The following is a 26,726-nucleotide window of genomic DNA, read 5'->3' as shown; positions in this document are numbered from 1 at the left end:
ATTGCACAATCCGACCATCGGGCGCAGGAGGGGGATGAGATGCGTGTGACTGCCAATGAAGGGCTCTATGGTGAGGAAGCCGCGCAGGGCAGCGATTTTCGCTTCCATTGCGAGACGCTTTTTTCGCGGAGCAGTCTGCATCGCTTTGAAATCGGCCTGCATCGCCATTCTGCTTTTTTGCAAATCTTGTACATTTTTGGCGGCGAGGGCGATGCCTTGCTGGATGGCCGCATCGAGCCGATCCGCCCGCCGGTCGCCATCATCGTGCCACCCGGTTTCGAACACGGCTTCCGTTTTTCCCGCGATATCGGCGGCGTGATCGTCACCATGCTGCAGGGCGCGCTGCCGGCATCGGTGCAGGCGCTTCTGCTGCGGAATTTCTCCCAACCGGTGCTTCTGCCCTTGCTGGATTTTGCCGATGGAGAAGGAGTGCGCAGCGGGTTCGAACGGATTTCCGCGGAATATGAGGCCCGTGAGATCGGTCGCGACGCGATGATAGAAGGCCAGCTTGCGACCGTCGTCGCGCTTCTTTCACGGGCGGCGCGGCCGCTTCTGGAAACAAGCGGTGAGGGCCTGGCGGAGCAACGTTTCGAACGGTTGCTGTCACTGATCGCCCGCCATATCCGCGAGCCGCAGAAAGCCGGTTTTTATGCGAGGAAGCTCGGCCTTTCGGAAACGCACCTCAACCGGCTTGTCCGTTCCGTTTCCGGGCTCAGCCTGCAGCGGCTGATTGCCAAGCGCCAGATCGAGATCGCCCAGCAGGAACTGGTCTTCACCGTCTCCAGCGTACAGATGATCGCGGAGGGTCTTGGATTTGCCGATCCCGCTTATTTCAACCGCTTCTTCAGGCGGGAAACCGGCATGACGCCGCGCGCCTGGCGGCTCGCCGAGCAGCGCAAGATGGGCGATACCGGCGCGCGGCAGATGCCGCTTCAGACCAGCATTCTCGCCAGTTCCCGCTGAACGGACAGAAGTGCGGGCAAATATCGCTCCACCAGATCATCCATCGAAGCGACCGAGGCGGCGAGCCCGACATTCAGCGCAGCGACCGTCTGGCCGCGCACGCTTTTCAGCGGCACGGCGATGGAGCGAAGGCCGATTTCGACTTCCTGATCGATCAACGCATAACCGCGATGGCCGGTCACCTCGATTTCGGTGAGCAAGGCCTGAATATCGGTAATGGTTTTTTCCGTGCGGGCGACCAGCCGGGAGGCTTCGAGAATGTCGCGCTGGCGTTCGGGCGGCTGAGCGGAAAGAAGAACACGGCCCATCGAGGTGCAATAGGCGGGCAGGCGCGACCCCGGCATCAGCGCAATGGACATGACCCGCTGCTGGGCGGCGCGGGCCACATAAACGATTTCGGTTTCGTCCAGGATAGAGACGGAGGTGCTCTGGCCGATCTCCTCCGAAAGGCGATCGATGAGCGGCTGGACGATTTTGGGAAGCGGCATGGTGGCGAGGCAGCCGGTGCCGAGCCGCAGCACCTTCGGCGTGACGGTAAAGAATTTGCCGTCATAGGCGGCATAACCAAGCTCCGATAGCGTGAGCAGGCAGCGGCGTGTGGTGGCGCGGTCCAGTCCGGCGATCTCGGCGGCATCGGAGATGGAAAGCCGCGGCCGCTCGGCGCTGAAGGCTTCGATCACGCGCAATCCCTTGGCGAGACCGCCCATCATGTCTCTTTCGCTGACGGCCATGGCTAGGCTCCATTTGTGCGATATACGAACAAAAATCATATAACGCACAAAATCCTTGCCGTCGAGGCAATTTCAGCTTTACCTCATGGCCAAGCAGCCCTGCCGGTCCATCCGCTCGGCTGGATGGAGGTTTTGAGAATGGACAAGACAATCAAGAGCGCGGAAGAGGCGCTTGCGGGCATCGGCGATGGTGCGACGATCATGATCGGCGGTTTTGGCGGCTCCGGCGCGCCGATCGAGCTGATCCACGCACTGATCGACAAGGGACCGAAGGACCTTACCGTCATCAACAACAATGCCGGCAACGGCCGCATCGGCATCGCCGCGATGATCGATGCGGGCATGGTCAAGAAGATGATCTGCTCCTTCCCGCGCTCTTCGGATCCGCGCGCCTTCACCGATCGCTATCTGGCCGGCGAAATCGAACTGGAGCTGGTGCCGCAGGGCACGCTTGCCGAGCGCATTCGCGCTGGCGGTTCCGGTATTCCGGCCTTCTACACCCCGACAGGTTTCGGCACGGAACTGGCAGAAGGCAAAGTAATCGCGGAATTCGACGGCCGCTCCTACGTGCAGGAGCGCTGGCTGAAGGCCGATTTTGCCATCGTCAAGGCCGAGCTTGGCGACACCTATGGCAACCTCACCTACAACAAGGCCGGGCGCAATTTTAACCCGCTGATGTGCATGGCCGCGAAAACCACCATTGCGCAGGTCTCGAAGATCGTCGCCGCCGGCGAGATCGATCCGGAGCATGTCGTGACGCCGGGTATTTTCGTGAACGGCGTCGTGGAAATTTCCGATCCGCAACAGGAAGAAGTCCTCATTCGCGCGGGAGTAGCCTACGCATGACCACGACCATCGACACCCGCGAAGACATCAAGCTTTCCAACGCCCAGATCGCATGGCGCGCGGCACAGGACATCGAAGATGGCGCCTACGTCAATCTCGGCATCGGCTTTCCCGAAATGGTGGCGCGCTATCAGCCACCCGGCCGTCAAGCGATCTTCCATACCGAAAATGGCATCCTGAATTTCGGTGAAGCGCCGCCGGAAGGTGAGGAGGACTGGAACCTCATCAATGCCGGCAAGAAGGCCGTGACGCTGAAACCGGGCGCCGCCTTCTTCCACCATGCCGACAGCTTCGCCATGGTGCGTGGCGGACATCTGGATGTGGCGATCCTAGGGGCCTATCAGGTGGCGCAGAATGGCGATCTCGCCAATTGGCGCGTCGGCTCCAGGGGTGTGCCAGCCGTCGGTGGGGCGATGGATCTGGTTCATGGGGCCAAGCAGGTCTTCGTCATCACCGAACATGTGACCAAGAATGGCGAGCCAAAGCTGGTTGAGAAATGCGCCTTCCCGCTGACCGGCGTCGGCTGCATCACCCGCATCTATACCAGCCACGCGGTGATTGACGTGGTTGATGGCCGCTTCGTGCTGCGTGAAAAACTGCCGGCAATGACGTTTGAAGAGCTACAGGCCATGACCGGCGCGCCGCTTCATGTGGATGGCACGGTTGCTGATCTCGTTGCACCGGAACTTTGAGGAAACACCGATGACCGAAGCCTATATCTGCGATTACATCCGCACACCCATTGGCCGTTTCGGCGGTGCGCTTTCTTCCGTAAGGGCGGATGACCTCGGCGCGGTGCCGCTGAAGGCGCTGATGGAACGCAATCCTTCCATCGACTGGGAAGCCGTCGAGGATGTGATCTTCGGCTGCGCCAATCAGGCGGGTGAGGATAACCGCAACGTGGCGCGCATGTCGTTGCTGCTCGCCGGCCTGCCGGTGTCGGTAACCGGAACGACCATCAATCGTTTGTGCGGTTCCGGCATGGATGCCGTCATTGCTGCCGCCCGGGCCGTCAAATCGGGCGAGGCGGAGCTGATGATTGCCGGCGGCGTCGAAAGCATGAGCCGAGCGCCCTTCGTTCTGCCCAAGGCGGAGAGCGCTTTTTCGCGCAATGCCGAAATCTACGACACCACCATCGGCTGGCGTTTCGTCAACCCGCTGATGAAGGCGCAATATGGCGTCGATTCCATGCCGGAAACCGGTGACAATGTCGCGGTCGATTATCAGGTCTCGCGCGAGGATCAGGATGCCTTCGCCGTACGCAGTCAGCAGAAGGCGGCGGATGCGCAGGCCAATGGCCGTCTCGACAGGGAAATCGTTTCGGTAACGATCCCCCAGCGCAAGGGCGATCCACTTGTCGTCTCGAAGGACGAACATCCGCGGGCCACAAGCCTCGAAGCACTGGCTAAGCTGAAGCCGGTGAACAAGCGCGAGGGCGCTACGGTAACGGCGGGCAATGCGTCTGGCGTCAATGATGGTGCGGCCGCGCTTATCATCGCGTCAGCCGAGGCTGCGAAGAAATATGGCCTCACTCCCATCGCCCGTATCCTCGGTGGCGCCGCTGCCGGCGTGCCGCCGCGCGTCATGGGCATCGGCCCGGCTCCGGCCTCCGCCAAACTTCTGGCGCGGCTCGGGCTGAAGCAGGAACAGCTCGATGTGATCGAGCTGAACGAGGCATTCGCCAGTCAGGGCCTTGCAACGCTGCGCCAGCTCGGCATTGCCGATGACGATGCGCGGGTAAATGCGAATGGCGGCGCCATCGCGCTCGGCCATCCGCTCGGCATGTCCGGTGCTCGGATCGCCGGCACGGCGGCGCTCGAACTTTCCTTGACGGGCAAGCGGCTGGCGCTCGCCACCATGTGTATCGGCGTCGGGCAGGGTATCGCCGTCGCGCTGGAGCGGATTTGACGGGATAACGGCTTCAGCATCGTGATAACGGTGCTAATGCCGCCGTAAACCGGTACGAATGCCCGCTGCCGCATCTTCCTTAGTGTGACAGTGGCCATTCAGGTTACTCGGCAGGTGATTTTTTCGCTCTGACACATCCCAGCCCCCTCATTCCTGTGCTTGTCACAGGAATCCAGCCGACGCGCGTCTACGCGGCGGAAGACTCCTCTCAGCCCAGGGACTTGGGCTGGCTGAATCTCTGTGACAAGCACAGAGATGAGGGGAGGAGGCGTGCTGGGCCAAGCAAGCCGGCCCTGCGATGCAGGCCCCCGTCGATTATTCCCTGATAAAGTACTCCACGCTCTTATCCCTCTGCACATGTTGGATTCCATCATGATCCGTGACATGTTTTGCGAGATATGACAGGAGTCTTTCCGTCTACGGGGCACCCGCATGAAACGTCCGACCATTACCGATGTTGCAAAGGCCGCCGGCGTCAGCGTCGCCACGGTCGACCGGGTGCTGAACGGCCGCCTGCCGGTGCGGGAGGAAACCTCGCGGCGTGTGTTCGAGGCCGCGGAGAAGATCGGCTTTCATGCCACCAACATCATTCGTCAGCGCATGCTGGCGGATATGCCTTCCTATGGCCTTGGCATCATTCTGCGCAAGGAACGGCACGCCTTTTATCAGACCTTTGCCGACGAGCTGGAGCTTGCGGCGCGCAACATCCGGGATCGCCACGTCAATCTGCGCATCGAATTTGCGCAATCCGGTGAGCCGGCGGAGCTTGCGGCGCTGCTTATGGGCATGAAGGGCCGGGTACAGGCGGTGGCCGCTACCGGGCCGGACCACCACGATGTCACGGCCGCCGTCGAGGCATTGAAGATCAAGGGCATTCCGACATTCTCGCTGCTTTCCGATTTTGCCCAGGGCGTGCGGGAGGCTTATCTCGGTGTCAACAGCATGAAGGTGGGACGCACAGCGGCGTGGATGATCTCACGACTGGCGCGCAGCAAGGGCAAGGTGCTTCTGCTGCTTGGTGGTCACCGGTTTCATGGTCATTCGCTGCGCGAAACCGGCTTTCGCAGCTACATGCGTGAATATGCGCCGGAATTTGAGGTTATGGATGCCCTGATCACGCTGGAAACGCGACGCGTAACCTATGAGCTCGTGATGGACTCTATCGCCAAGCACAGGGATCTCGTCGGCATCTATTGCGTGGGCGGCGGCATGGAAGGGGTGATCGAGGCACTTCAACACGAAAAGCGGCAGGAACCCATTGTCTGCCTTGTCAACGAACTGACCCCCGTGTCCCGCCAGGCACTGCTGGAAGGCAGCATCAGCGGCGTGTTCCAGACCCCGCTACGCGAATTGTGCGCCGATCTCATCGCAACCATGGTTCACACTATCGAACATGGCATGGCGGAGACGCCGGGACAGCGTTTCCTTCCTGCCCATCTCTGGGTTCCTGAAAGCCTTTGATGGTTTGATAGATTACATCATATCGCGTCCGCCCGTTTCTATCATGCTTGATGGTTTTGCCTGCTGCTGACGCGTTGACGTGGTGACCGGACTAGGAAATCTTGCCTGCCTGTGGAGCGGACAGGAGGCCGACCTTCACAGCATGAGATTACGTCGGGGTTGCTTGACGCCGCGGATATTCCTTCGCGGCGCGGGGGCAGCTTTTTCCGGAAAGCCGTGACGGCTTCGAGCGCGATGGTGCGGCCGGTTCTTTTCAAGGTTTGGAGGGGAAAGAGATGAAAAGACATTTCGCCAATGCAGCCTTCGCGACCATGCGGACGACGGGCGCGCCGGTGCAGGCCGTTGGAGTTTCGATGGCGCTGAAACCTGCCGGAAACGATGCGGCAGACAGGAGGGTCTTCGTGCTCTTCGAGCTGGTAAGGCCGGCCGATCTCAAAAACCATCAGGCCGGGAATTGAGCCATGGCCGTGCCTGCCGGCTTCTGCGCTCCCCGGGGGAGTGCCGCCGGAGGGGCCTGACGCGCCGCAGCCGGGCACGACCGGCTACGGTAAAAACTGGACAATGCAATCAGCAGCGATTTCCGCGGGAGGAAACCTTGAAAAAACTATTGATGGCGACGGCACTCTGTATCTTCGCGACACCGGCTCTGGCCGAGACCCGAATTGCAGTCTCGATGACGTCTTTCGACAATCCGTTTCTGACGATCCTGCTCAACGGCATAAGGGCCGAGGCCGGGCGCGACAAGACCATCGAGCTTCTGGTCGAGGATGCCCAGCTCGATCCTTCAAGGCAGCTGAATCAGGTGCAGAACTTCATTGCCAATGGCGTCGATGCGATCATCGTCAACGCCGTCGATGGTGACGCTACCTCGGCGATAACCAAGGCCGCATCCGCTGCGAAAATTCCGCTTGTCTATGTGAACCATCCGCCGGCTGAGCTGGAAACCGGGCTGCCTGACGGCACGGCATTTGTCGGCTCCAACGAACTTGATTCAGGCACCATGGAAGCCGAAGCCGCCTGCAAGCTGATGGGCGGCAAGGGCAAGGCCGTCATTCTGATGGGCCCTTTGGAAAACCATGCGGCGCTGGTTCGCACCAAGGATGTGGAAACGGTGTTCTCCAAGCCGGACTGCAAGATCGAAATCCTTGAAAAGCAGACGGCGAACTGGAGCCGCACGCAGGCACAGGACCTCGTTTCCTCCTGGCTGACGGCGGGCATACAGTTCGATGCGGTCATCGCCAACAACGATGAAATGGCGATTGGCGCCGTGCAGGCGCTGAAGGCAGCGGGCGTATCCATGAAGGACGTCGTCATTGCCGGCATTGACGCGACACCCGACGGACTTGCCGCGATGCAGGCGGGCGATCTCGATATCACCGTCTACCAGAATGCGACGAAGCAGGGCGAGGTCTCCGTTCAGACGGCGGTGAAGGCCGCTGCCGGTCAAAGCACCGAAAAGACGCTCTGGGTGCCCTTCGAACTCGTCACGCCGGAAAACATGTCCGCCTATGCCAAATGAGCCGGGGCTTCGGCCCCGTCCCTTATCCCACCGACTGGAAACAGCCATGAAACATACGCTCGATCCCCACATGTTCCGGCATCTTTCGCTGGCCGAGACCTGCCGCAAGGTCGCAGAGCTCGGTTACGACTATGTCGAACTTTCACCCCGTCCGGATTTTCTGTCCTGGTGGACGCGACCGAAGGTCTATCCCGAGCGCGTCGCCGAATTCAAAAAGGCCCTGAAGGATCACGGCGTCGGCCTTGCCACGCTGCAGCCCATGTATCGCTGGGCGAGCCCGTATCCGGACGAATGGGAGGTAGCGATCGACAACTGGAAACGCGCCATCGAGATTGCGGTCGAGATGGAGTGCCCGATGTTCGTTTCGGAATTCGGCCGTGGAGGCTCGCCGGAGCGCAGCCTCAACGACCGGTCCGGCCTGCACCGTCCGGAAACCTGCGAAGCGCAGTTCTTCCGCGCCATGGATGTTCTGGTGCCGATCCTCGAGCGGGAGGGGCTGGTGCTGTCGCTGGAGGCGCATCCCGAAGACTGGATCGAGGAAATCGCGCCGGCCATCGACATCATCAAGACCATCAATTCCAAGGCGGTAAAGGCCTCCTTCATCGCGCCTCACACCTTCTTTTACGGTCCGGACATGGTTGCCAACCTGCGCGCGACCGAAGGTCATCTGGTGCATGTGCGCCTTGCCGATACCTATGACCACACCAAATCGTCGCAGCTGCGCTACATCGTCAATCCGCCCGGCGCCAAAGTCAGGGTGCACCAGCACACGGATTTCGGCCAGGGCGAGATCGACTGGGAGATATTCTTCGCCACGCTGGCCGACATGAAATTCGACGGTGTGCTGTCGAATTGCGTCTTTGCCTGGGAAGATCGTGTCGATGAAAGCGCGCGTTTCATGCTCAGCGAAACCCGGCGATATGTCGCCAAATACTGGAAATGAGGTTTTTCAGATGACTGTGAAAATTGGTGTCATCGGCACCGGTGCCATCGGGCGCGATCACGCCCGACGTATCAATGAGGTTCTGGGCGGTGCGAAGGTCGTGGCGCTGAGCGACGTCAACCGCGCCTCGTCCGAAGCGGTCAAAAAAGACATCGCCCCTGATGCCGCCATTTTCGCCACCGGCGAGGAGCTCATCGCATCAGCTGATGTGGATGCCGTGCTTGTCACTTCCTGGGGCGCGACGCATGAGCAATATGTGTTGGCGGCCATCGCCGCCGGCAAGCCGTGCTTCTGCGAAAAGCCGCTGGCGACGACGGCAGAGGGCGCGAAGCGGATCGTCGATGCTGAGGTGGCGCATGGCAAACGGCTGGTGCAGGTGGGTTTCATGCGCCGCTACGACGCCGGTTACGTGGCGCTGAAAAAGACCGTGGACACCATGATCGGCGCCCCGATCATGGTCCATGCCGCCCATCGCAACCCGACCGTTCCGGAGCAGTATGTGACGCCCATGGCGATCCACGACACGATGATCCACGAGATCGACGTGCTGCGCTGGCTGCTCGATGACGACTATGTGTCGGCCCGGGTTCTCTTTCCACGTGCCGCCGCCCGCAGCCATGCAAAGCTGAGGGACCCGCAGATCGTCATTCTGGAAACGGCCAGGGGCACGATCATCGACGTCGAAATCTTCGTGAACTGCCACTACGGTTACGACATACAGTGCCAGGTGGTCGGCGAGGACGGCATTGCCAGCCTGCCGGAGCCGATGGCGATACAGACACGGCTCGGCGCCAAGCTGCAGAACGATATTCTCACCGACTGGAAGGATCGTTTCATCGCCAGCTACGACGTCGAATTGCAGGACTTCATCCATGCGGCGGCGAAGGGAACAGCCTCCGGCCCCAATTCCTGGGACGGCTACGTGGCCGCGATCACTTCCGATGCCTGCGTCGCCGCGCAGGAGACGGACGGAGCAGCCGTCGCAATCAGGCTTCCCGCCCGTCCCGCCCTTTATCAGTGAGGTCTTTCATGCGTTTTGCCATCAACCACATCACCGCCCCGGCGCTTTCGCTTGAGGACTTCTTCCAGACCGCGCGCGAACTCGGCCTCACCGAGGTCGAGATCCGCAACGACCTGCCGGATATTGTCGGCACGTTGACGCCGGCGCAGGTGAAGGCGGCGGCCGACAAGGCCGGCGTGACGATCATCTCCATCAACGCGCTTTATCCCTTCAACGTCTGGTCGGGCGACCTGCCGCAGCGCGCCGTCGCCATGGCCGATTACGCCGCGGCGAGCGGTGCAAAAGCGCTGGTCATGTGCCCGCTCAATGACGGCAGGGCGGTTTCCTTCGACGATCTCGTGACGGCGCTGAAGGCCATGAAGCCGATCCTTGAGGAGAGAGGCCTTACCGGTCTTGTCGAACCGCTCGGCTTCCCGGTCTCCTCGCTGCGCACCAAGACCGAGGCGGTGAGAGCCATTGATGTGGCCGGCGGCGGCGATGTCTACAGGCTGGTGCACGACACCTTCCACCATCACCTCGCGGGCGAAACGGCGTTCTTCCCCGAGCGCACCGGTCTCGTCCACATTTCCGGCGTCACCGACCCCGCCGTCTCCGTCGCCGACATGCTGGATGCCCACCGCGTCCTGGTGGATGGCGCCGACCGGCTGGAGAACATCGCCCAGATCAGGGCGCTGGAGGCCGCCGGTTACAAGGGGCCCTACAGCTTCGAGCCCTTTGCGACGGAAGTTCATGACCTGAAGGACCCGGCCGCTGCCGTGAAAGCCAGCATCGACCACATCGCCGGCGCGCTCTGACCGCGCTGCCGCCCGCGGTGAAGCGCGGGCGGCAACCGGACGATCGCCAAAGCCGGAGAAATCAATTCCGCATTTACGGATGATGCTGTAGTCTCCGGTAACGAGAGAGTAGCAGACCGGCGCGGTTATTCTTCAGATCGATTGCGTGAGTCTTTCCGCCAGGGCCGTCCGAAGAAGAGTGGTTGAATTCCCTTTTATGAAAATAGACAGGAAAACGACGCTTAAGGACGTCGCGCGGGAGGCGAATGTTTCGCTGAGCACGGCTTCGCATGCGATCAACGGCACGGCACCGCTCACCACGCAGGTTCGCGAGCGGGTTCTGGAAGCCGCCCGGTCGCTTGGTTATCTCGAAAACCGGCGCCAGAAGGCGACCATCGCCACCTTGCGTGTCGTCCTGCTGGCCATGACCAATGACGCGGCACCGCAGAGCGACCTCAACATGGTCAGCTGGACAATGTTGAACGGCTTCCGCCGCGAATGCGAGCGGCGCGGAATCCGCATCGTTCCCTATGTCAGTGCAACGAGCCGGCTCGACCCCGTGGCGGTTGCCGAAGCCGTCAGGACAGATAATGTGGACGGTGTCGTGGTTCTGAATGACGACAGGCCGCAGCTGGTCGAGGCGCTTTCCGCGCTTGGCAAGCCCGTGGTGCTGATCAATGGCGAAGATCCGGCCATGATCGTCGATACGGTAACGGCGGAGAACCGGTTCGGCGCTCGCCTCGGCATCGAGCATCTGCTGTCGCTCGGGCATCGCAATATTGTGCATGTGACCTGGAAGGGCCGCACGACGATCCGCCGTCGTCATGATGGCTATAACGATGCATTCCTTGCAACGGGCCTTGCCGTTCCGGCCGATATGGTCATCGAGGTCGAGAGCTACGAACCCGAATGGGGGGAGGTGGCTATCCGCCGTCTGCTTGCCGAGCAGCGACCACTGCGAAACGCCACCGCGATTTTCTGCGCCGCCGATAATCTGGCGCTCGGCTGTCTGAAGGCCTTGGGGGAGGCCGGCATCCGGGTGCCCGAGGATGTCTCGGTGCTGGGTTTCGATGACATCATGCCAGCCGCCTTCAGCACACCGCCTCTCAGCACCATCCAGTTGCCCGCCGACAGGCTGGGCGGGGCGGCGCTGTCGCTGCTGGAGCAGCGGCTGGTGGCGGCCGATCCCACCCGGCCGGCGCACCGGCTGGAACTCGGTTGCCGGCTGGTGCTGAGGGGCAGTATCGCCCCGCCGCGCAAATAGGCCGCTTTCCGCCGCCGACGCGCCGATCGACGTTTTCCACGTGATATTCGATTGCAAAAACCTATCCCATGAATAGCCTGTGCGGCATGGATTCTGGAATCGGGAGGGTTCCCCGCATGTCGCACAGCAATGAAAACGTCCCTGCTCTGGCGAGGCTGGATGAGCTGGATCGGTTCTGCCGCGCCGTTTTCCTCGCTGCCGGTACGGATGACGAGACGGCCGATGCGGCGACCCGCGCCATGATGCATGGCACGCGGCTTGGCGTTGACAGCCACGGTGTGCGCCTGCTCGCTCATTATGTCACCGCACTTGAAGGCGGGCGTCTCAATCCGCGGCCGCAAATCAGCCGCGTTTCCGGCTTCGGCGCGGTGGAGACGGTGGATGCGGACAACGCCCACGGCGCCCGCGCCACCTATGCGGCCATGGAAAACGCCATGGCGCTCGCGGAAAAATTTGGCATCGGCGCGGTGGCGATCAGGAATTCCTCGCATTTCGGACCGGCTGGGGCTTATGCGCTGGAGGCGGCCCGGCAGGGCTATATCGGCCTGGCATTCTGCAATTCGGACAGTTTCGTGCGCCTGCATGATGGCGCCATGCGCTTTCACGGCACCAACCCGATTGCCATCGGCGTTCCTGCAGCGGATGACCTGCCGTGGCTGCTGGACATGGCGACCAGCGCAGTGCCCTATAATCGCGTGCTGCTTTACCGCAGCCTAGGACAGCAATTGCCTGCGGGGGTTGCCTCGGATGGTGACGGCGTCGATACAAGGGATCCGAATGCTGCGGAAATGCTTGCCCCCGTCGGCGGCGAATTCGGCTTCAAGGGCGCGGCGCTGGCGGGAATGGTGGAGATTTTCAGTGCGGTTCTGACCGGCATGAAGCTGAGCTTCGATATCGCCCCGATGGGCGGGCCGGATTTCTCCACGCCGCGCGGGCTTGGTGCCTTCGTTCTGGCGCTGAAACCAGAAGCCTTCCTTGAGCGCGACGCGTTTGACGAGGGCATGAAGCGCTATCTCGAAGTGCTGCGGGGTTCCCCCGTTCGCGAGGATTGCAAGGTCATGGCGCCTGGCGATCGCGAATGGGCGGTGGCGGCGAAGCGGGAAAGGGAAGGGGCGCCGGTCGATCCGGTCACCCGCGCGGCCTTTTCGGAAATGGCGGCAAAGTTTTCGGTCAGCCCGCCCGCATATCACTAAGCTTCCACGATTGTCAGCGCCCGCTCAGGCGGGACGAAGAAGCATGCTGGGGCGCGGATAGGGTGCTTTTGCGGGTCCCAGCCTTTCCGCCACGACCGGACGGCCGATGTAATAGCCCTGCGCGTAATCGATTTCCATCTGGCGCACGAGTCTCAGCTGTTCCTCGGTTTCCACGCCTTCGATCAAAATTTTATGGCCGCGATTGCGAATGAGGCGGATCATGTCCTGCAGCATCGCCCGTCCGCGTGGGGTCTTGCTGTCATGCAGGAAAGAACGATCAATCTTGACGGTATCGAAATCCGTCATGCGCAGCCATGACAGCCCGGCGAAACCCGTTCCGAAATCATCCAGCCAGATTTTGATGCCAAGCGTCTTCAGGTCGTTCAGGCAACGCAGCACATCCGAATGCATTTCCATGTCCAGGCCTTCGGTGATTTCGAAGGCGAGCCTGTTGCCGGCAATACCGGCTTCCACGAGAATGGCCGCGACGGACGTGGCGAACCCAGGGTTCTTCAATTGCATGGGTGACACATTGACGCTGACGACATCAACCCTGTCATCGGCCAATATGTGCTTGCAGACCGTCTTGATGGTCCACAGGCCCAGTTCCATGATCGTGCCGGTACGCTCGGCGATCGGGATGAAGATGCTGGGGGCGACGGAATTGCCATCCAGCAGGCGAAGTCGCATCAGCGCCTCGACGCCTGTCGTTTCATTGGTCGAGATGTTCAAGATCGGCTGGTAGACAAGGGAAACAAGGTTCTCCGCAACTGCGATCTTCAGAAGGGCGGCGATGTTTTCCGTTTCGTCGCTGGTCTGCGGATCGTCGGGATCGAACAGCTTCATGCAATTGCGGCCATTGCCCTTGGCGATGTAAAGCGCGCGATCGGCCTCGTTGATGATCTTCTCCAGCTTGCCGTCCGGGTTGGGGCGGGTAAAGGAGGCGCCGATGCTGACAGTGACGATGAAGGTGCCGTCGCGGCGCTGGTCATGTGCGAGGGACAGGCTTTCCACGGTATGGCGGATCGTTTCGGCGAGTTCGCCAACCTGTTGTTTGGACTTGAATGGCGCCAGCACGATGAATTCTTCGCCACCATAGCGGCCGATCGAGGCGCCGTGCTGGATGATTGCATCCTGCAAGGCATTGCCCACGGTCACGAGACACTTGTCGCCTTCCTGGTGGCCATAACGGTCGTTGTATTTCTTGAAGAAATCGACATCGATCAGGAATACGGAAAAACCTTCTTCCTTCTTCATCCAGTTATCCCACAACAGGCGCAGATGGTGATCGATGGCGCGGCGGTTCTGCAGCCCGGTCAGGGAATCGGTGTTGGAAAGACGCAGCAGCGCCTGGCCACGCTCATCCGCCGCCTTCTGCTGGGCCTTCGCTTCCAGCCCGTTGACGAAGACATGGTAGCGTTCCCTGTTCAGGTTCCAGTTCACATAAGACGTGAAGACGAAGCAGGAGATATAGAAGGTGCCGAAAGCGAATTTGTAGAAAGCGTCTTCAGGAAACTGCGTCGCCGCCAGAAAATAGGTGACGAGAATGATGCCCGATGACACCAGCGACAGATGGAATCTGAAAGTGAAAAACAGATTGGCGCCCATCATGAAGATCGCCCCGAAAACCATGTAATAGGACATGTTTTCGATATTGTCGGTCAGCAGCGATGGCAATAGCCAGCCGATATAACCCATGACGAGGGCGGTCGCACAGGTGAGGTCGAGCGCTGCGGTGCTGGCTCCCCGGCGTAGCTGGATTTCCAGTGTCAGCAGCGCTGATACGGCGACCGCGAAACGTGCGACAATGGTGTAAAACGCGACGTCGGGTATCAGAACGATGTCTGAAGCGGCAAACAGAAGATAAATGAAGACAGCCGTCCACAGGCCCCGACGGATAGAACCCCGGCGGCTGCGTTCGCCTTCCTGCTGGTAAAGGGCAAGAAGTTCATCAGAAAACCGGGAGTCCGGCCGCCGATAGTCTTGCTGTCCACTCACCTCTCCCAATGTGTGCTTCATGCACTTTCCCATAGTGTTGCGTATACTTATTAAGTAACTGCTTATTCCACTTTTCCGTGTGCTGTCGCACCCAGTTCGGGTTCCTGTCGATCTCTGCCAAAGCTGTTTGAGACCATGGAAAGGAAGAACGCATCATACGTTCGCAACATTAAGTTTCACTAAACCGCCTATCCTCCCAGCCGCCACCCGAGAGTGTGACCAAAAAAATACGCTAATTTACTAATCTATCCCTACACCGCGCAAAAATCGAAATCGAGTGGCCTTCGGTGTCCCAGAAACGTATAGTTAACAATGTGTTAACACTGGAGGCTGAAGTGGTGCGGGTAAAGAAGAAAAATCTGGATGGGGCAAGTCTGATCACCCCGGATACTGTCGCAAAAGAGATTTTTGCACGCAAAACGAAAACGTTCGATGAGCAGTTCGCAGTTGCAAAAGCAGAAATTGCCATCATTCTCGAATTGGCACAGCAGCAGTTCGATAATGGTATTTCAGCACATGACATAATACATCGAACGGCGGGGGCGCTGCATGGGTTGCGAGAAAAACTCCACTCAAGCGTGTGGGCTGAACTGATCCCCGTCATACAGAATCACCCCGTGTCGGAGCGTTTTCTGCAGGATCCGTTCACGCGCTGGTCGTTCGACAAGCCGCGGGGTTATTCCGGCGATGCGCAATTGCTGGACTTCATCTATGGTCACGAAAGCGTTGCCGGTCTGGTGAAGAATGCGACGCCGCTGGGGCGTGATCTTTACGACTATACGAAGGACGCCAGTTCTTCCGTGGCGGTGCGCGAGCGACGGGATCTGCTGACGAGCTTTGTCGACGAAGCGGCGGCCCGGCACGGTGAAGATACCGAAATCCTCACCATAGCGTCCGGGCATCTGCGCGAGGCGGATGCTTCCGCAGCGCTGAAGGAGGGCAGGCTGCGGCGCTGGGTGGCGCTCGATCAGGACCCCTTGAGCGTCGGTTCCGTTGCCCGCGATTTCGCCGGCACCTGCATCGAGGCGATCGACGGCTCGGTGCGCGATATCGTCCTGCGCACGCAGGAGCTCGGCACTTTCGATCTGATATACGCAGCCGGTCTATACGACTACCTGAACGACCGTGTGGCGATCAAACTCACGCGGCGCTGCATGGAGATGCTGAAACCCGGCGGCATGTTCCTTTTCGCCAACTTCTCCGAGGACATCGTTGTGGACGGCTACATGGAAACCTTCATGAACTGGGCGCTGCTGTTGCGCTCGAAGGCGGATATGTGGCGGATCGTCAATGCCAGCGCCGATCCCGACAGCATCGAGGCTGAGGTGTTCTTCGGCGAGAACCACAATATCGTCTACGCGACGATGCGTAGGAAGGCATGACATCCTTCGGCCCGTCTTCCTGCCAATAACCATTTGCTTAAACCTCGTCGCGGGCCTAAGAATCCGCGCCGAATGCATTGCAGAATGGAATGGCTGAAATGAAGAGATATTATTCGGATATGGGCGGTCTGCCCGGGCAGACGGAACTCCTGTCGAGCAAGGCTGTATTCAAGACCGCCTATGCTGTCATCCCCAAGACCGTGATGTCCGATATCGTGACAAGCGTGCTGCCCCACTGGACCGGCACGCGTGCCTGGATCATCGCCCGGCCGATGACCGGCTTTTCCGAGACTTTCGCGCAATATATCGTTGAAGTGCAGCCCGGCGGCGGCAGCGACCGTCCGGAGCCGGACGCACGGGCGCAGGCGGCGATCTTCGTCGTCGATGGCGAGATGACCGTGGAATTCGAGGGCGCCCGGCATGAGCTGCGGGAGGGCTCCTTCGCTTTCCTTCCGGCCGGCAGCCGCTGGCAGATCCGTAATTCGGGCAAGGCGCCGGTCAAATTCCACTGGGTGCGGAAGGCGTTTCAGGCCGTAGACGGGCTGGAGCCACCGCCGGCGATCTTCACCCATGAAGACGAGACCGCCCTTTCGGCAATGCCGGACACCGACGGCAAATGGGCGACGACCCGTTTCATCGATCCTGATGACGTGCGTTACGACATGCATCTCAACATCGTCACCTTCGAGCCGGGCGCGACCATTCCCTTCATGGAAACCCATGTCATGGAACACGGCCTCTATGTTCTCGAAGGCAAGGCCGTGTACCGGCTGAACGAGGACTGGGTGGAGGTGCAGGCCGGCGACTTCATGTGGCTGCGCGCCTATTGCCCGCAGGCGTGTTATGCGGGCGGGCCGGGCCGATTCCGCTATCTGCTCTATAAGGATGTAAACCGACACGTGAAGCTCTGGTAACGGGCCTGCGGTCTGCAAAAAACCATGAATTGTCGCGCAATCCGGCGGCTTGCGCGATAAATGCTTGCTTTGGATCGAATATCCCTAATAAATTCCCGTAGGCGGCGGCTATTGCTGCGCCGCTCCGTTTGGTGATCCGCCTGCACCTATCCTTGAGAAGACTTGCCCGTATGACTGAGACGATCGATGCCAATGTCTTCAATCTTGCGCCCGTGGCGATGTGGATCGAGGATTTCAGCGAGGTAAAGCGCCAGTTCGATATCTGGCGGGCGGAGGGCGTAGAGGATCTCAGGGCGTTTCTTCTGGACGATCTGACAAGGGTGGCGGCCTGTTCGCAGAAGATCCGCGTCATCCAGGTCAACGCCAGGACGCTGGAACTGTTCGAGGCCCACGACCAGGGCCATCTCGTCGACAATCTGCACCGCATCTTTCGCGATGACATGCTAGAGAGCCATGTGAACGAGCTTTCCGAACTCTGGGCCGGCAAGACGGAATTCACCAGCAATGCTGTCAATTATTCGATCGGTGGCAAGCGGCTGGACATTCAGTTGCGCGGCGCGGTGATACCCGGCCACGAGGACACGCTCGACCGGCTGCTTCTGACCACCGAGGATGTGACGGAGCGGGAGGAGGCCCGCCGCAAGGAGCTGCTCAACCGCCGTTATGCCGAGGGCATGTTCAAACATTCGCCTGTGTCCCTGTGGGTGGAGGATTTCAGCCGGGTAAGGCGCCTGATCGAGGAGGTCAGGGAGCGCGGCATCATCGATTTCCGGGTCTTCATGGATGTGCATCCGGAATTCGTGCGGCAATGCATGAGCGAAATCCGCGTCATCGACGTCAATCGCGCGACGCTCGACCTGTTCTGTGCGCCGGACCGGCAGGTTCTGCTGCAGCGGCTAGGCGATATTTTCCGCGACGAGATGGAAAAGCCGTTCCGCGAACAGCTGATGGAACTCTGGAACGGTAATCTCAGCCATCACCGCGAGGTGGTGAACTACGCGCTGGACGGTTCCGAGCGGCATCTGCTTTTGCATTTTTCGGTTTTTCCCGGGTATGAGCGGGACTGGTCTCTGGTGCAGGTGGCGTTGACGGATATTACCGCGCGCAAGAAAGCCGAAGCCTACCTCGAATATCTCGGCAAGCACGATGTGCTGACCAAGCTGCACAACCGCGCCTTCTATTCCGACGAGTTGAACAGGCTGGAGCGCAGCGCGTTGCGGCCCGTATCGGCGATCGTGATCGATCTCAACGGCTTGAAGGACGCGAATGACAAGCTTGGGCACGATGCCGGCGACGCCCTGTTGCGACGCATGGGCGAGGTGCTGAACGGCGTGGTGACCGCGCCGAACCACGCAGCCCGCATCGGCGGCGACGAATTCGCCATTCTTCTTCCCGGCGCCGACAAGCAGGTGGCCGCCGCCATGGTCGAAACCGTTTATGAGCTGCTGAAGATCAACAACCAGTTCTATTCCAGCGCACCGCTCAGCCTGTCGTTGGGTGTGGCGACCAGCGAGGCAGGCGAGACGATGGAATCGTTGGTGCGCCGCGCCGATATGAATATGTACGAGCAGAAAAATGCCTATTACGCGGCGCTGCGTAACAGGTCTGCCGACAATAACGACAAGACCAATGCCGGCCCCCAGCCGGAAGCCAGCTCGCTGAAGCGTTTGTCCTGACGGTAAGAGGGGTCATCGACCCTCGCTCGCGCAATTATTTCTGATCTTCCGGCCATAAGGCCCAAGGTGGGACCCGCGCCGTCGTGGGTCCCAGACCCTTCCGTTTCCCGATGCTCTTGCGAATGCAGGCCGTGTTTCCACGCCGTCTCGCGCGGCTTCACAAGCGCGTGAGGCCGGTTTTGCGCTGCAACAATTCTATTGTCAGAAATTTACATACGTCTTAGTATGTATGTAAATGTGACCTTTTTCATGGATTCGGAGCGCAGAATGGCGAATAGACTGGGGCAGATCGTGGCGGTGTTGTTGGCGGGCATCGTTGTGGTCGGATGTAGCGACGAGCAGGCGTCTGCCCCCGGCGCGCCGCCGCCTGGTGCAGTCAAGGTCGTGACCGTAAAGCAGGAAGAGCTGCCGATAACCAACGACCTGCCGGGCCGCATTGCTCCGACGCGACTTGCGGAAGTGCGCCCGCGTGTCTCCGGCATCATCGTTGAGCGCGTGTTCGAGCAGGGTTCGCTGGTGAAGGAAGGCGATGTCCTCTACCGCATCGATCCCGCCCCGTTCCAGGTGCGCGTCGACAGCGCCGAGGGCACGTTGCGCCGGGCGCAGGCCGCGCAGCTTCAGGCGCGGCAGACGGCCGACAGGCAGCAGCAACTGCGCCGTTCCAACGTTGGTTCGCAGCAGGAATTCGACAATGCCATTGCCCAGCTGGCGCAGGCCGATGCCGAGGTGGCGGTGGCTGAGGCAGGCCTGGCGGAAGCGAAGCTCAATCTTCAATATGCGGATGTCAAAGCCCCGATCAGCGGCCGGATCGGCCGCGCGCGTATTACGGAAGGCGCGCTCGTCAGCGCGACCGGCTCTGAAAACCTGGCGACGATCCAGCAGCTTGATCCGATCTATGCCGACTTCACCCAGCCGGCGGCCGATCTCATTCGGCTGCGCAAGGCGCTTCAGGACGGCAAGCTGATGACCGGCCCGAATGAAGCCGAAGTCAATCTGCTCTTCGATGACGGCAGCCGTTACCCGCAGCCCGGCCGTCTGCTGTTTTCGGAGGCGGCGGTGGATGAGACCACCGGCCAGGTGACGCTGCGCGGCGAATTTCCCAACCCGAACGGCGATCTGCTGCCGGGCATGTATGTCCGCGTGCAGATCCAGCAGGGCATTCAGAAGGCCGCATTCGCGGTGCCGCAGCAGGCGGTTCAGCGCGATGCCGGCGGTCAGGCGAGCGTGCTTGTCGTCAACGCCGAAGATACGGTCGAGCAGCGGCGCGTCAGCGTCGGCCGTTCCATCGGTGACCGCTGGGTGATTTCGGAAGGGCTGAAGGATGGCGACCGCGTTGTTGCCGAAGGCTTCCAGAAGACCGCCCCGGGAGCCAAGGTGAAGCCTGAACCCTGGTCCGACGAGGCCGATGTCGCCGCTGCCGCAGGTAGCGAGAGCGCGGCTCCGGCCCAGAAGCAATAAGGACCGATTTCATGGCACGTTTTTTCATCGATCGGCCCATTTTTGCCTGGGTCGTCGCCATCTTCATCATGCTGGCGGGCCTGCTCGCCATTCCCATGCTGCCTATTGCGCAATATCCGAATGTGGCGCCGCCGCAGATTTCGGTCTCCACGACCTATCCCGGCGCTGCGCCGGAAGATATCTACCAGAGCGTCACGCGCCCGATCGAAGAGGAACTGAACGGTGTTCCCGGCCTGATCTATTTCGAGTCGACATCGGAGGCTTCCGGGCGCATTTCGATCAACGTCACGTTTGAACCAGGCACCAATATCGGTGAGGCGCAGGTCGAAGTTCAAAACCGCATCGCACGCGTGGAGCCACGCCTGCCGCAGGCAGTGACGCAGCAGGGCCTGCGCGTGGAACAGGCAGGCACCTCGTTTCTGATGATGGTGGCGCTCACCTCCGTCGACGGCAATACCGATGCCATCGGTCTCGGCGATTATCTCAGCCGCAACGTGCTCGGAGAATTGCGCCGCGTTCCCGGCGTCGGCAGCGCGCAGCTCTTTGCGACCCAGCGCTCCATGCGCATCTGGATGGATCCGGACAAGATGCTGGGCCTCAGCCTGACGTCGAGCGACGTCATCGGCGCCATCCAGGCGCAGAACTCGCAGGTCGCCGCCGGCCGCATCGGTGCATCGCCGAACCCGATTGGCCAGCAGATTTCCGCGACCGTCAACGTGCAGGGTCAGCTCACATCGCCGGAAGAGTTCGGCTCCATCGTGCTGCGCGCCAATCCGGATGGTTCTTCCGTCAGGCTGCGCGATGTCGCGCGTGTTGAGGTGGGCGGCGAAAGCTATAACTTCTCGAGCCGCCTGAACGGCAAGCCGAGCGCCGCCATCGGCGTGCAGCTGTCGCCGACCGGCAATGCGCTGCAGACATCGGAGGGCGTACGCGCCACGATGGAGGAGCTGTCGCGCTATTTCCCCCAGGGCATAGAGTATGAAATTCCCTATGATACCAGCCCCTTCGTCAAGATTTCGATCGAGAAGGTCATTCACACGCTGATCGAGGCCATCATCCTCGTCTTCGTGGTGATGTTCGTGTTTCTCCAGAACATCCGCTACACCATCATTCCGACATTGGTGGTGCCCGTGGCGCTGCTCGGCACCTGCGCCATCATGTATGTCTCGGGTTTCTCGATCAACGTTCTGACCATGTTCGCCATGGTTCTCGCCATCGGCATTCTGGTGGATGACGCGATCGTCGTCGTTGAGAATGTCGAGCGCATCATGGCGGAAGAGCATCTGTCGCCGAAGGAGGCGACCCGCAAGGCAATGGGCCAGATTTCCGGCGCGATCATCGGCATCACGCTGGTGCTGACGGCCGTGTTCGTGCCCATGGCCTTCTTCCCCGGCGCCGTCGGCATCATCTACCAGCAGTTCAGCCTGACCATGGTGGTGTCGATCCTGTTCTCCGGCTTCCTGGCCCTGTCGCTGACGCCGGCGCTGTGCGCTTCTTTCCTGAAGCCCATCAAGGCCGGCCATCATGAAAAGAAGGGCTTCTTCGGCTGGTTCAACCGCAACTTCGACAAGGCGTCGCACAAATATTCGTCTTCGGTCGGCGGCATCATCAAGCGCTCCGGCCGCTTCATGGTGATCTATGCGGCGCTGCTGGTCGGTCTCGGCTGGGCCTATATGCAATTGCCGAGCTCGTTCCTGCCGAACGAAGACCAGGGCTACCTGATCGTGGACATCCAGGCGCCTGCGGAAGCCAGCAGCGACCGCACCCTGCAGTCCATCCAGCAGATCGAAAAGATCTTCCTGGAAGAGCCGGCGGTTGAACGCGTCATCGCCGTGTCGGGCTTCTCCTTCTCCGGTTCCGGCCAGAACGCCGGCCTCGCCTTCGCGACGCTGAAGGACTGGAGCGAACGTGGACCGGAGGATTCTGCAGCGGCCATCTCAGCCCGGATCAATGGCAAGCTCTGGGGCCTGCCGGACGCAATGTCCTTCGCGCTGTCGCCGCCGCCCATTCAGGGTCTCGGCAACTCCAGCGGCTTTACCTTCCGCCTGCAGGACAGGTCCGGAGCGGGCCAGACGGCGCTGAGCGCCGCCGGCGCGCAGCTGATGGCCGCGGCGCGGCAGAGCCCCATCCTTGCCGGCCTTCGCATCGAAGGCATGCCGGATGCGGCGCAGGTCAATCTCGTCATCGACCGCGAGAAGGCAAACACATTCGGCGTGACTTTCAGCGATATCAACGCCACCATCTCGGCCAATATGGGTTCGTCCTACGTCAACGACTTCCCCAATGCCGGCCGTATGCAGCGCGTGACGGTGCAGGCCGAACAGGGCCAGCGCATGAAGACCGAGGATCTTCTGAACCTCAACGTCCGCAACGCCAATGGCGGCATGGTGCCGATCAGCTCTTTCGCCTCGGTGGAATGGGTGCGCGGTCCTTCTCAGGTGGTCGGTTATAACGGCTATCCGGCGATCCGTATCGGTGGCCAGGCGGCGCCGGGCTACTCCTCCGGTGATGCCATTGCCGAAATGGAACGTCTGGCGCGCGAATTGCCCGGCGGTTTCGGTTTCGAATGGACCGGCCAGTCACTGCAGGAAATCCAGTCGGGTTCGCAGGCACCGGCGCTCATCGGTCTCAGCGTGCTGTTCGTCTTCCTGCTGCTCGCAGCGCTTTACGAAAGCTGGTCAATTCCGCTCTCCGTCATGCTGGTGGTGCCGCTCGGGGTCATCGGCTCGGTGGCGGCGGTGATGCTGCGCGGCATGCCGAACGATGTCTACTTCCTCGTCGGCCTCGTCGCCATCATCGGCCTTTCCGCGAAAAATGCGATCCTCATCATCGAATTCGCCAAGGATTTGCGGGCAGAGGGCAAATCCACCTATGATGCGACGGTGGAGGCGGCGCATCTGCGCTTCAGGCCGATCCTGATGACGTCGCTCGCCTTCTCGCTCGGCGTGCTGCCCATGGCGATCGCCTCCGGTGCGAGCGCCGCGAGCCAGAATGCCATCGGTACCGGTGTTCTCGGCGGCATGATCTCGGCGACGATCCTCGCGATCTTCTTCGTTCCCGTGTTCTTTGTTTTCGTCATGAAGATTTTCGGGGATCGGAAGAAGGAGAACGAGATTGCTGCTGACGCCGTTTCACCGGCGGAATAACATCGAGGGAAAGCCGGGATACCGTCATGTCATGACGCCCCGGCATTGAGGAAAGGCACGGTGCGGAAGCGCCGTGCCGGCAGTGGAAGGAGATAACGGAATGCGCCGTACCAAGGCCGAGGCAGAAGAGACGCGTCAGGCGATCCTTGCCGCTGCCGAGCGGGTGTTCTTCAAGAAGGGCGTTGCCAACAGCTCGCTTGACGAGGTGGCGGCCGCGGCCGGGGTCACACGCGGGGCGATATACTGGCATTTTTCCAGCAAGACCGATCTCTTCATCGGCCTTTACCAATCGGTGGCGCTGCCGGAATCCGACCTGCTCGATTTCGGCGATCCCGACCTCAAGGGTGCGGCGCTGCTCTCCAGGATAGAAGAAGCGGCCTGCAAATGGCTGGCGCTCCTGGCGGGCGACGAACAGCGCCAGCGCATCATGACGATCAGTCTTCGTACCAATTATTCCGATGAGTTCGCGCCCGTGCTTCATGCGCAGGAGGAGCTGGATCGATACCACAAGGAGCGGCTGGAGGCGGCTTTCGAGCGGGCGCAGGCGGAAGGCGCGTTTAACGACAACTGGACCGCGGAATCCGCGCTTGGCGCGCTTTACTGGCTTTTGAAGGGCATGTGCTCCGACTGGCTGCTGTTCGGCAAACGATTCGATCTGGCCAGCGACGGCGCCGAAGCTGTACATCGCCTCATGAAAGGCTTCCAGCGTTCCCCTGCATAGTGAGGCGTTTTGCGGGCTCCCCGTCCACCGGTCGCCCCTCACATTTCAGTGTATTCTAACACACAAGCGAAATTTGCTTTACGTACCTCAAAACCAACGCTAGCTTCTTCTCCGAGCTTTGGGAGGAGTTCGCTCATGGTCACTTCAAGGACAATCGAAGGGCAGGAGCCCGTTCGCACCGGATGTCGGTGAGGGCGCATGGCTATTGCTGAGGTTACTGCGGAACCGGCACTTGTCCGGACGGTCGGGTTATCGAAATCTTTCGGACCGGTTCAGGTTCTGAAGGACATAGAGATAGACGTGCGGGCCGGTGAGGTGCATGCCATCATCGGTGAGAACGGCGCCGGCAAGTCGACGCTCATGAAACTGCTGGCGGGCAATGAAAAGCCCTCGGGCGGTGAGATCCGTGTCGACGGCGACCCCGTCACGCTGAGCGGGCCGGTGGATGCCGAACATCGCGGCATTGTGCTCGTCCATCAGGAAATATTGCTCGCGCCTGATCTGACGGTGGCGCAGAACATCTACCTTGGCCGCGAACTGCGCAAGGGCCCGGTGGTGGACGATCGTGCCATGCGCGACGGCGCCCGCAGGGCGATCACCGAACTGGGCGGCGTGATAGACCCCGACGCCATCGTCGGCAGCCTGTCTATCGCCCAGCGGCAGTTGGTGCAGATCGCGCGCGTGCTGCTCGTGCCGCATCGGCTGGTCATTTTTGACGAACCGACGGCCAGCCTGACGCCTATCGAAACCGAGGCGCTGCTTAACGTCATCCGCGATATTCGCGCGAAAGGCGTGGCCGTGCTCTATATCTCGCACCGCCTGCCGGAAGTGAAGGAAATCGCCGACCGCGTGACCGTGCTGCGCGACGGCCGGCTGGTCGCCTCTCACCCGGCCTCGGAGCTGGAGCCTGCCGATATGGCGCGGCTGATGGTGGGGCGCGATGTGGCGAAACTCTATCCCGACCGGAACGCCGGCGGCGAGCGCGAGCCTGTTCTTGAGGTGGAGCATTTCAACGTTCCCGGTTATGCGCAGGATGCCGGTTTCAGCCTGCGCAAAGGTGAAATCCTTGGTTTTGCCGGGCTGGTGGGGGCGGGCCGGACGGAGCTGATGGAGGGTGTGCTGGGCCTGCGGACCGGGCGTGGGACGGTGCGTCACCTTGGCCGGACGGTGCACTTCGCCAAGGCGGAGGACAGCCTCAGGGCCGGCATCGTTTACCTCAGCGAAGACCGTAAGGGGAAGGGGCTGTTGCTCACCAAGGATCTGCGGGTCAATCTCACGCTTGCGTCGCTAAAAAAATTCAGCCGTCTGTTCCAGATCGACACCGGCCGGGAAACGGCCGCGCTTGATGCTGCAGTGCGCGACTTCGACATTCGCACAGGACGCAAGGACTTGCTGGCGGGCCAGCTTTCCGGCGGCAACCAGCAGAAGCTGCTGCTGGCCAAGATGATGCTGCTCGACCCGTCCATCGTCATCATCGACGAGCCGACCCGCGGCATCGATATCGGCACCAAGGAGCAGATTTACCGCTTTATCGCCGGGCTTGCGGATGAGGGACGGTCGATCATCGTGGTTTCCTCGGAAATGCCGGAGCTGATCGGCATCTGCGACCGCATTCTGGTGATGCGTTCGGGCAGGATTGTCGGTGAGGTGACGGGGGAGCGCATGACTGAAAACGACATCGTGGCGCTGGCGACGGGTGTTCACACGCAGGAACCCGCCTGAGCGCCCGCGTTCCGGGAAACATGGCCTGGCAAAAGAAACTGAGGGGAAATATGACTGAGGCCGCATTTGATAACGGCAAAACGCCGAAGACCTCGAAGGACTGGGACCTGCGCGCCGTCGCGCCTTTCGTGGCGCTGGCACTGCTGCTGGTTCTCGGCACCATCGCCAATCCCAATTTCATCGGCATCGACAATCTGTTGAATGTCATCACCCGCAGCGCCTTCATCGCCATCATCGCGCTGGGCGCGACCTATGTCATCACGTCAGGCGGGCTGGACCTGTCGGTGGGCGCCATGGTTGCTTTCGTGGCCAGCCTGATGATCCTGTTCATGAACAGCGGCGCGATAGCGAGCCCGGTGCTGATGCTTCTTGCGGCAATGGCGCTCGCGCTCGCCATCGGCGCGGCCTGCGGGCTGGTAAACGGGCTCATCACCACCATCGGCCGCATCGAACCCTTCATCGCCACACTCGGCACCATGGGTATCTATCGCGGGCTGACGACCTGGCTGTCGCAGGGCGGCGCGATCACGCTGCGCAACCCGGAAATCCAGACGCTTTATCGCCCGGTCTATTTTGGCAATGTTCTGGGCGTGCCGGTGCCGGTCATCGTCATCTTCGTCACGGCTGCGATAGCCGCCTTCGTGCTTTACCGTACCCGCTACGGGCGGCATCTGACGGCGGTGGGCTCCAGTGAGGATGTTGCGCGTTATTCCGGCATTCCGGTCGCCCGGGTTCGCACCATCGCCTATGTGGTACAGGGGCTCTGCGTCGCCGTTGCGGTGCTGCTTTACGTCCCGCGCCTCGCGTCTACGTCGGCAACGACAGGCATGTTGTGGGAGCTGCAGGCGATTACGGCCGTCGTCGTCGGCGGTACGGCGCTGCGCGGCGGGGTAGGGCGCATCTGGGGCACGATCTGCGGCGCCTTCATTCTGGAGATCGTCGGCAACATCATGATCCTGTCGAACTTCGTCAGCGAATATCTGATCGGCGCCATTCAGGGGGCCATCATCATCATCGCCATGCTGGTGCAGCGCTCGCTCAGCCGCAGGTAAGGTATCACGCCGCGCCATGTGGGGCAGGCGCGGTT

General features: G+C 60.9%; 22 protein-coding genes. 20 read left to right on the top strand and 2 right to left on the bottom strand.

Translation table 11 applies throughout. The features are described from left to right. The first annotated feature begins 39 nt into the window (after positions 1–39). Positions 40–963, top strand: a complete 924-nt coding sequence (locus tag K7A42_RS13775) for a helix-turn-helix domain-containing protein (protein WP_207589893.1) — start codon at positions 40–42, stop codon at positions 961–963. Here K7A42_RS13775 and K7A42_RS13770 read toward each other — a convergent pair. After that, positions 933–1,694, bottom strand: a complete 762-nt coding sequence (locus tag K7A42_RS13770) for an IclR family transcriptional regulator (RefSeq protein WP_072493007.1) — start codon at positions 1,692–1,694, stop codon at positions 933–935. The two genes, K7A42_RS13775 and K7A42_RS13770, sit on opposite strands and share 31 nt — an antisense overlap. Positions 1,695–1,832: 138 nt before the next feature. On the opposite strand from K7A42_RS13770, the gene K7A42_RS13765 reads away from it, so the two are divergent. The 11 genes from K7A42_RS13765 to K7A42_RS13715 all read left to right on the top strand — a co-directional run bounded on the left by K7A42_RS13765 (position 1,833) and on the right by K7A42_RS13715 (position 12,622). Beyond that, a complete protein-coding gene (locus K7A42_RS13765; RefSeq protein WP_004445108.1) occupies positions 1,833–2,540 on the top strand; it encodes a 3-oxoacid CoA-transferase subunit A in 708 nt (235 codons plus the stop codon). Further along, positions 2,537–3,232 (top strand): CoA transferase subunit B, encoded by a 696-nt coding sequence (locus tag K7A42_RS13760; protein WP_004445107.1) that lies wholly within the window; start codon positions 2,537–2,539, stop codon positions 3,230–3,232. The genes K7A42_RS13765 and K7A42_RS13760 overlap by 4 nt, the downstream gene beginning before the upstream one ends. Positions 3,233–3,242: 10 nt before the next feature. Next, positions 3,243–4,448 (top strand): 3-oxoadipyl-CoA thiolase, encoded by a 1,206-nt coding sequence (gene pcaF / locus K7A42_RS13755; RefSeq protein ID WP_037092252.1) that lies wholly within the window; start codon positions 3,243–3,245, stop codon positions 4,446–4,448. A 432-nt stretch (positions 4,449–4,880) separates the two neighbouring features. After that, the gene (locus K7A42_RS13750; protein ID WP_004445104.1) at positions 4,881–5,909 is read left to right on the top strand and encodes a LacI family DNA-binding transcriptional regulator; all 1,029 of its coding nucleotides are present in this window, start codon (positions 4,881–4,883) and stop codon (positions 5,907–5,909) included. A gap of 275 nt (positions 5,910–6,184) precedes the next feature. Then, positions 6,185–6,367: a hypothetical protein gene (locus tag K7A42_RS13745; protein ID WP_146617397.1), complete on the top strand. Its 183-nt coding sequence runs from the start codon at positions 6,185–6,187 to the stop codon at positions 6,365–6,367. A gap of 152 nt (positions 6,368–6,519) precedes the next feature. Then, on the top strand, positions 6,520–7,428 hold the full coding sequence (locus K7A42_RS13740; RefSeq protein WP_282455498.1) for a sugar ABC transporter substrate-binding protein: 909 nt from the start codon (positions 6,520–6,522) through the stop codon (positions 7,426–7,428). A 46-nt stretch (positions 7,429–7,474) separates the two neighbouring features. Further along, on the top strand, positions 7,475–8,371 hold the full coding sequence (locus tag K7A42_RS13735) for a sugar phosphate isomerase/epimerase family protein (protein ID WP_022562706.1): 897 nt from the start codon (positions 7,475–7,477) through the stop codon (positions 8,369–8,371). Between the two features lie 10 nt (positions 8,372–8,381). Then, a complete protein-coding gene (locus tag K7A42_RS13730; protein WP_034496696.1) occupies positions 8,382–9,392 on the top strand; it encodes a Gfo/Idh/MocA family protein in 1,011 nt (336 codons plus the stop codon). A gap of 8 nt (positions 9,393–9,400) precedes the next feature. Further along, the gene (locus K7A42_RS13725) at positions 9,401–10,186 is read left to right on the top strand and encodes a TIM barrel protein (protein ID WP_107327266.1); all 786 of its coding nucleotides are present in this window, start codon (positions 9,401–9,403) and stop codon (positions 10,184–10,186) included. A 196-nt stretch (positions 10,187–10,382) separates the two neighbouring features. Then, entirely contained in the window at positions 10,383–11,429 is a 1,047-nt protein-coding gene (locus tag K7A42_RS13720) for a LacI family DNA-binding transcriptional regulator (RefSeq protein WP_004445099.1), read from the top strand. A gap of 116 nt (positions 11,430–11,545) precedes the next feature. Further along, on the top strand, positions 11,546–12,622 hold the full coding sequence (locus tag K7A42_RS13715) for an Ldh family oxidoreductase (protein ID WP_064263420.1): 1,077 nt from the start codon (positions 11,546–11,548) through the stop codon (positions 12,620–12,622). 24 nt (positions 12,623–12,646) lie between these two features. Here the strand turns inward: K7A42_RS13715 and K7A42_RS13710 are convergent, their stop codons facing one another. Next, a complete protein-coding gene (locus tag K7A42_RS13710) occupies positions 12,647–14,641 on the bottom strand; it encodes a putative bifunctional diguanylate cyclase/phosphodiesterase (protein WP_064263419.1) in 1,995 nt (664 codons plus the stop codon). 314 nt (positions 14,642–14,955) lie between these two features. Here K7A42_RS13710 and K7A42_RS13705 point away from each other — a divergent pair, with 314 nt between their 5' ends. The 8 genes from K7A42_RS13705 to K7A42_RS13670 all read left to right on the top strand — a co-directional run bounded on the left by K7A42_RS13705 (position 14,956) and on the right by K7A42_RS13670 (position 26,691). After that, entirely contained in the window at positions 14,956–16,002 is a 1,047-nt protein-coding gene (locus K7A42_RS13705) for a class I SAM-dependent methyltransferase (RefSeq protein ID WP_282455402.1), read from the top strand. An 89-nt stretch (positions 16,003–16,091) separates the two neighbouring features. Beyond that, positions 16,092–16,916, top strand: coding sequence for a bifunctional allantoicase/(S)-ureidoglycine aminohydrolase (locus tag K7A42_RS13700; RefSeq protein ID WP_006700368.1), 825 nt, complete (start codon positions 16,092–16,094; stop codon positions 16,914–16,916). Between the two features lie 170 nt (positions 16,917–17,086). Next, complete coding sequence (locus K7A42_RS13695) at positions 17,087–18,592, top strand: sensor domain-containing diguanylate cyclase (protein WP_125271358.1); 1,506 nt, start codon at positions 17,087–17,089, stop codon at positions 18,590–18,592. Positions 18,593–18,817: 225 nt separating this feature from the next. After that, positions 18,818–20,050, top strand: coding sequence for an efflux RND transporter periplasmic adaptor subunit (locus K7A42_RS13690; protein WP_034496683.1), 1,233 nt, complete (start codon positions 18,818–18,820; stop codon positions 20,048–20,050). Between the two features lie 11 nt (positions 20,051–20,061). Next, entirely contained in the window at positions 20,062–23,196 is a 3,135-nt protein-coding gene (locus K7A42_RS13685; RefSeq protein WP_045531658.1) for an efflux RND transporter permease subunit, read from the top strand. A gap of 100 nt (positions 23,197–23,296) precedes the next feature. After that, on the top strand, positions 23,297–23,917 hold the full coding sequence (locus K7A42_RS13680; RefSeq protein WP_006700369.1) for a TetR family transcriptional regulator: 621 nt from the start codon (positions 23,297–23,299) through the stop codon (positions 23,915–23,917). 198 nt (positions 23,918–24,115) lie between these two features. After that, positions 24,116–25,639, top strand: a complete 1,524-nt coding sequence (locus K7A42_RS13675) for a sugar ABC transporter ATP-binding protein (RefSeq protein ID WP_044459250.1) — start codon at positions 24,116–24,118, stop codon at positions 25,637–25,639. Between the two features lie 50 nt (positions 25,640–25,689). Further along, positions 25,690–26,691 (top strand): ABC transporter permease, encoded by a 1,002-nt coding sequence (locus K7A42_RS13670; RefSeq protein WP_282455401.1) that lies wholly within the window; start codon positions 25,690–25,692, stop codon positions 26,689–26,691. Positions 26,692–26,726 lie beyond the last annotated feature (35 nt).

The organism is Agrobacterium sp. InxBP2 (assembly GCF_026191755.1).
GTDB lineage: Bacteria > Pseudomonadota > Alphaproteobacteria > Rhizobiales > Rhizobiaceae > Agrobacterium > Agrobacterium pusense.
This window is presented reverse-complemented; position numbering and strand designations above follow the sequence as displayed.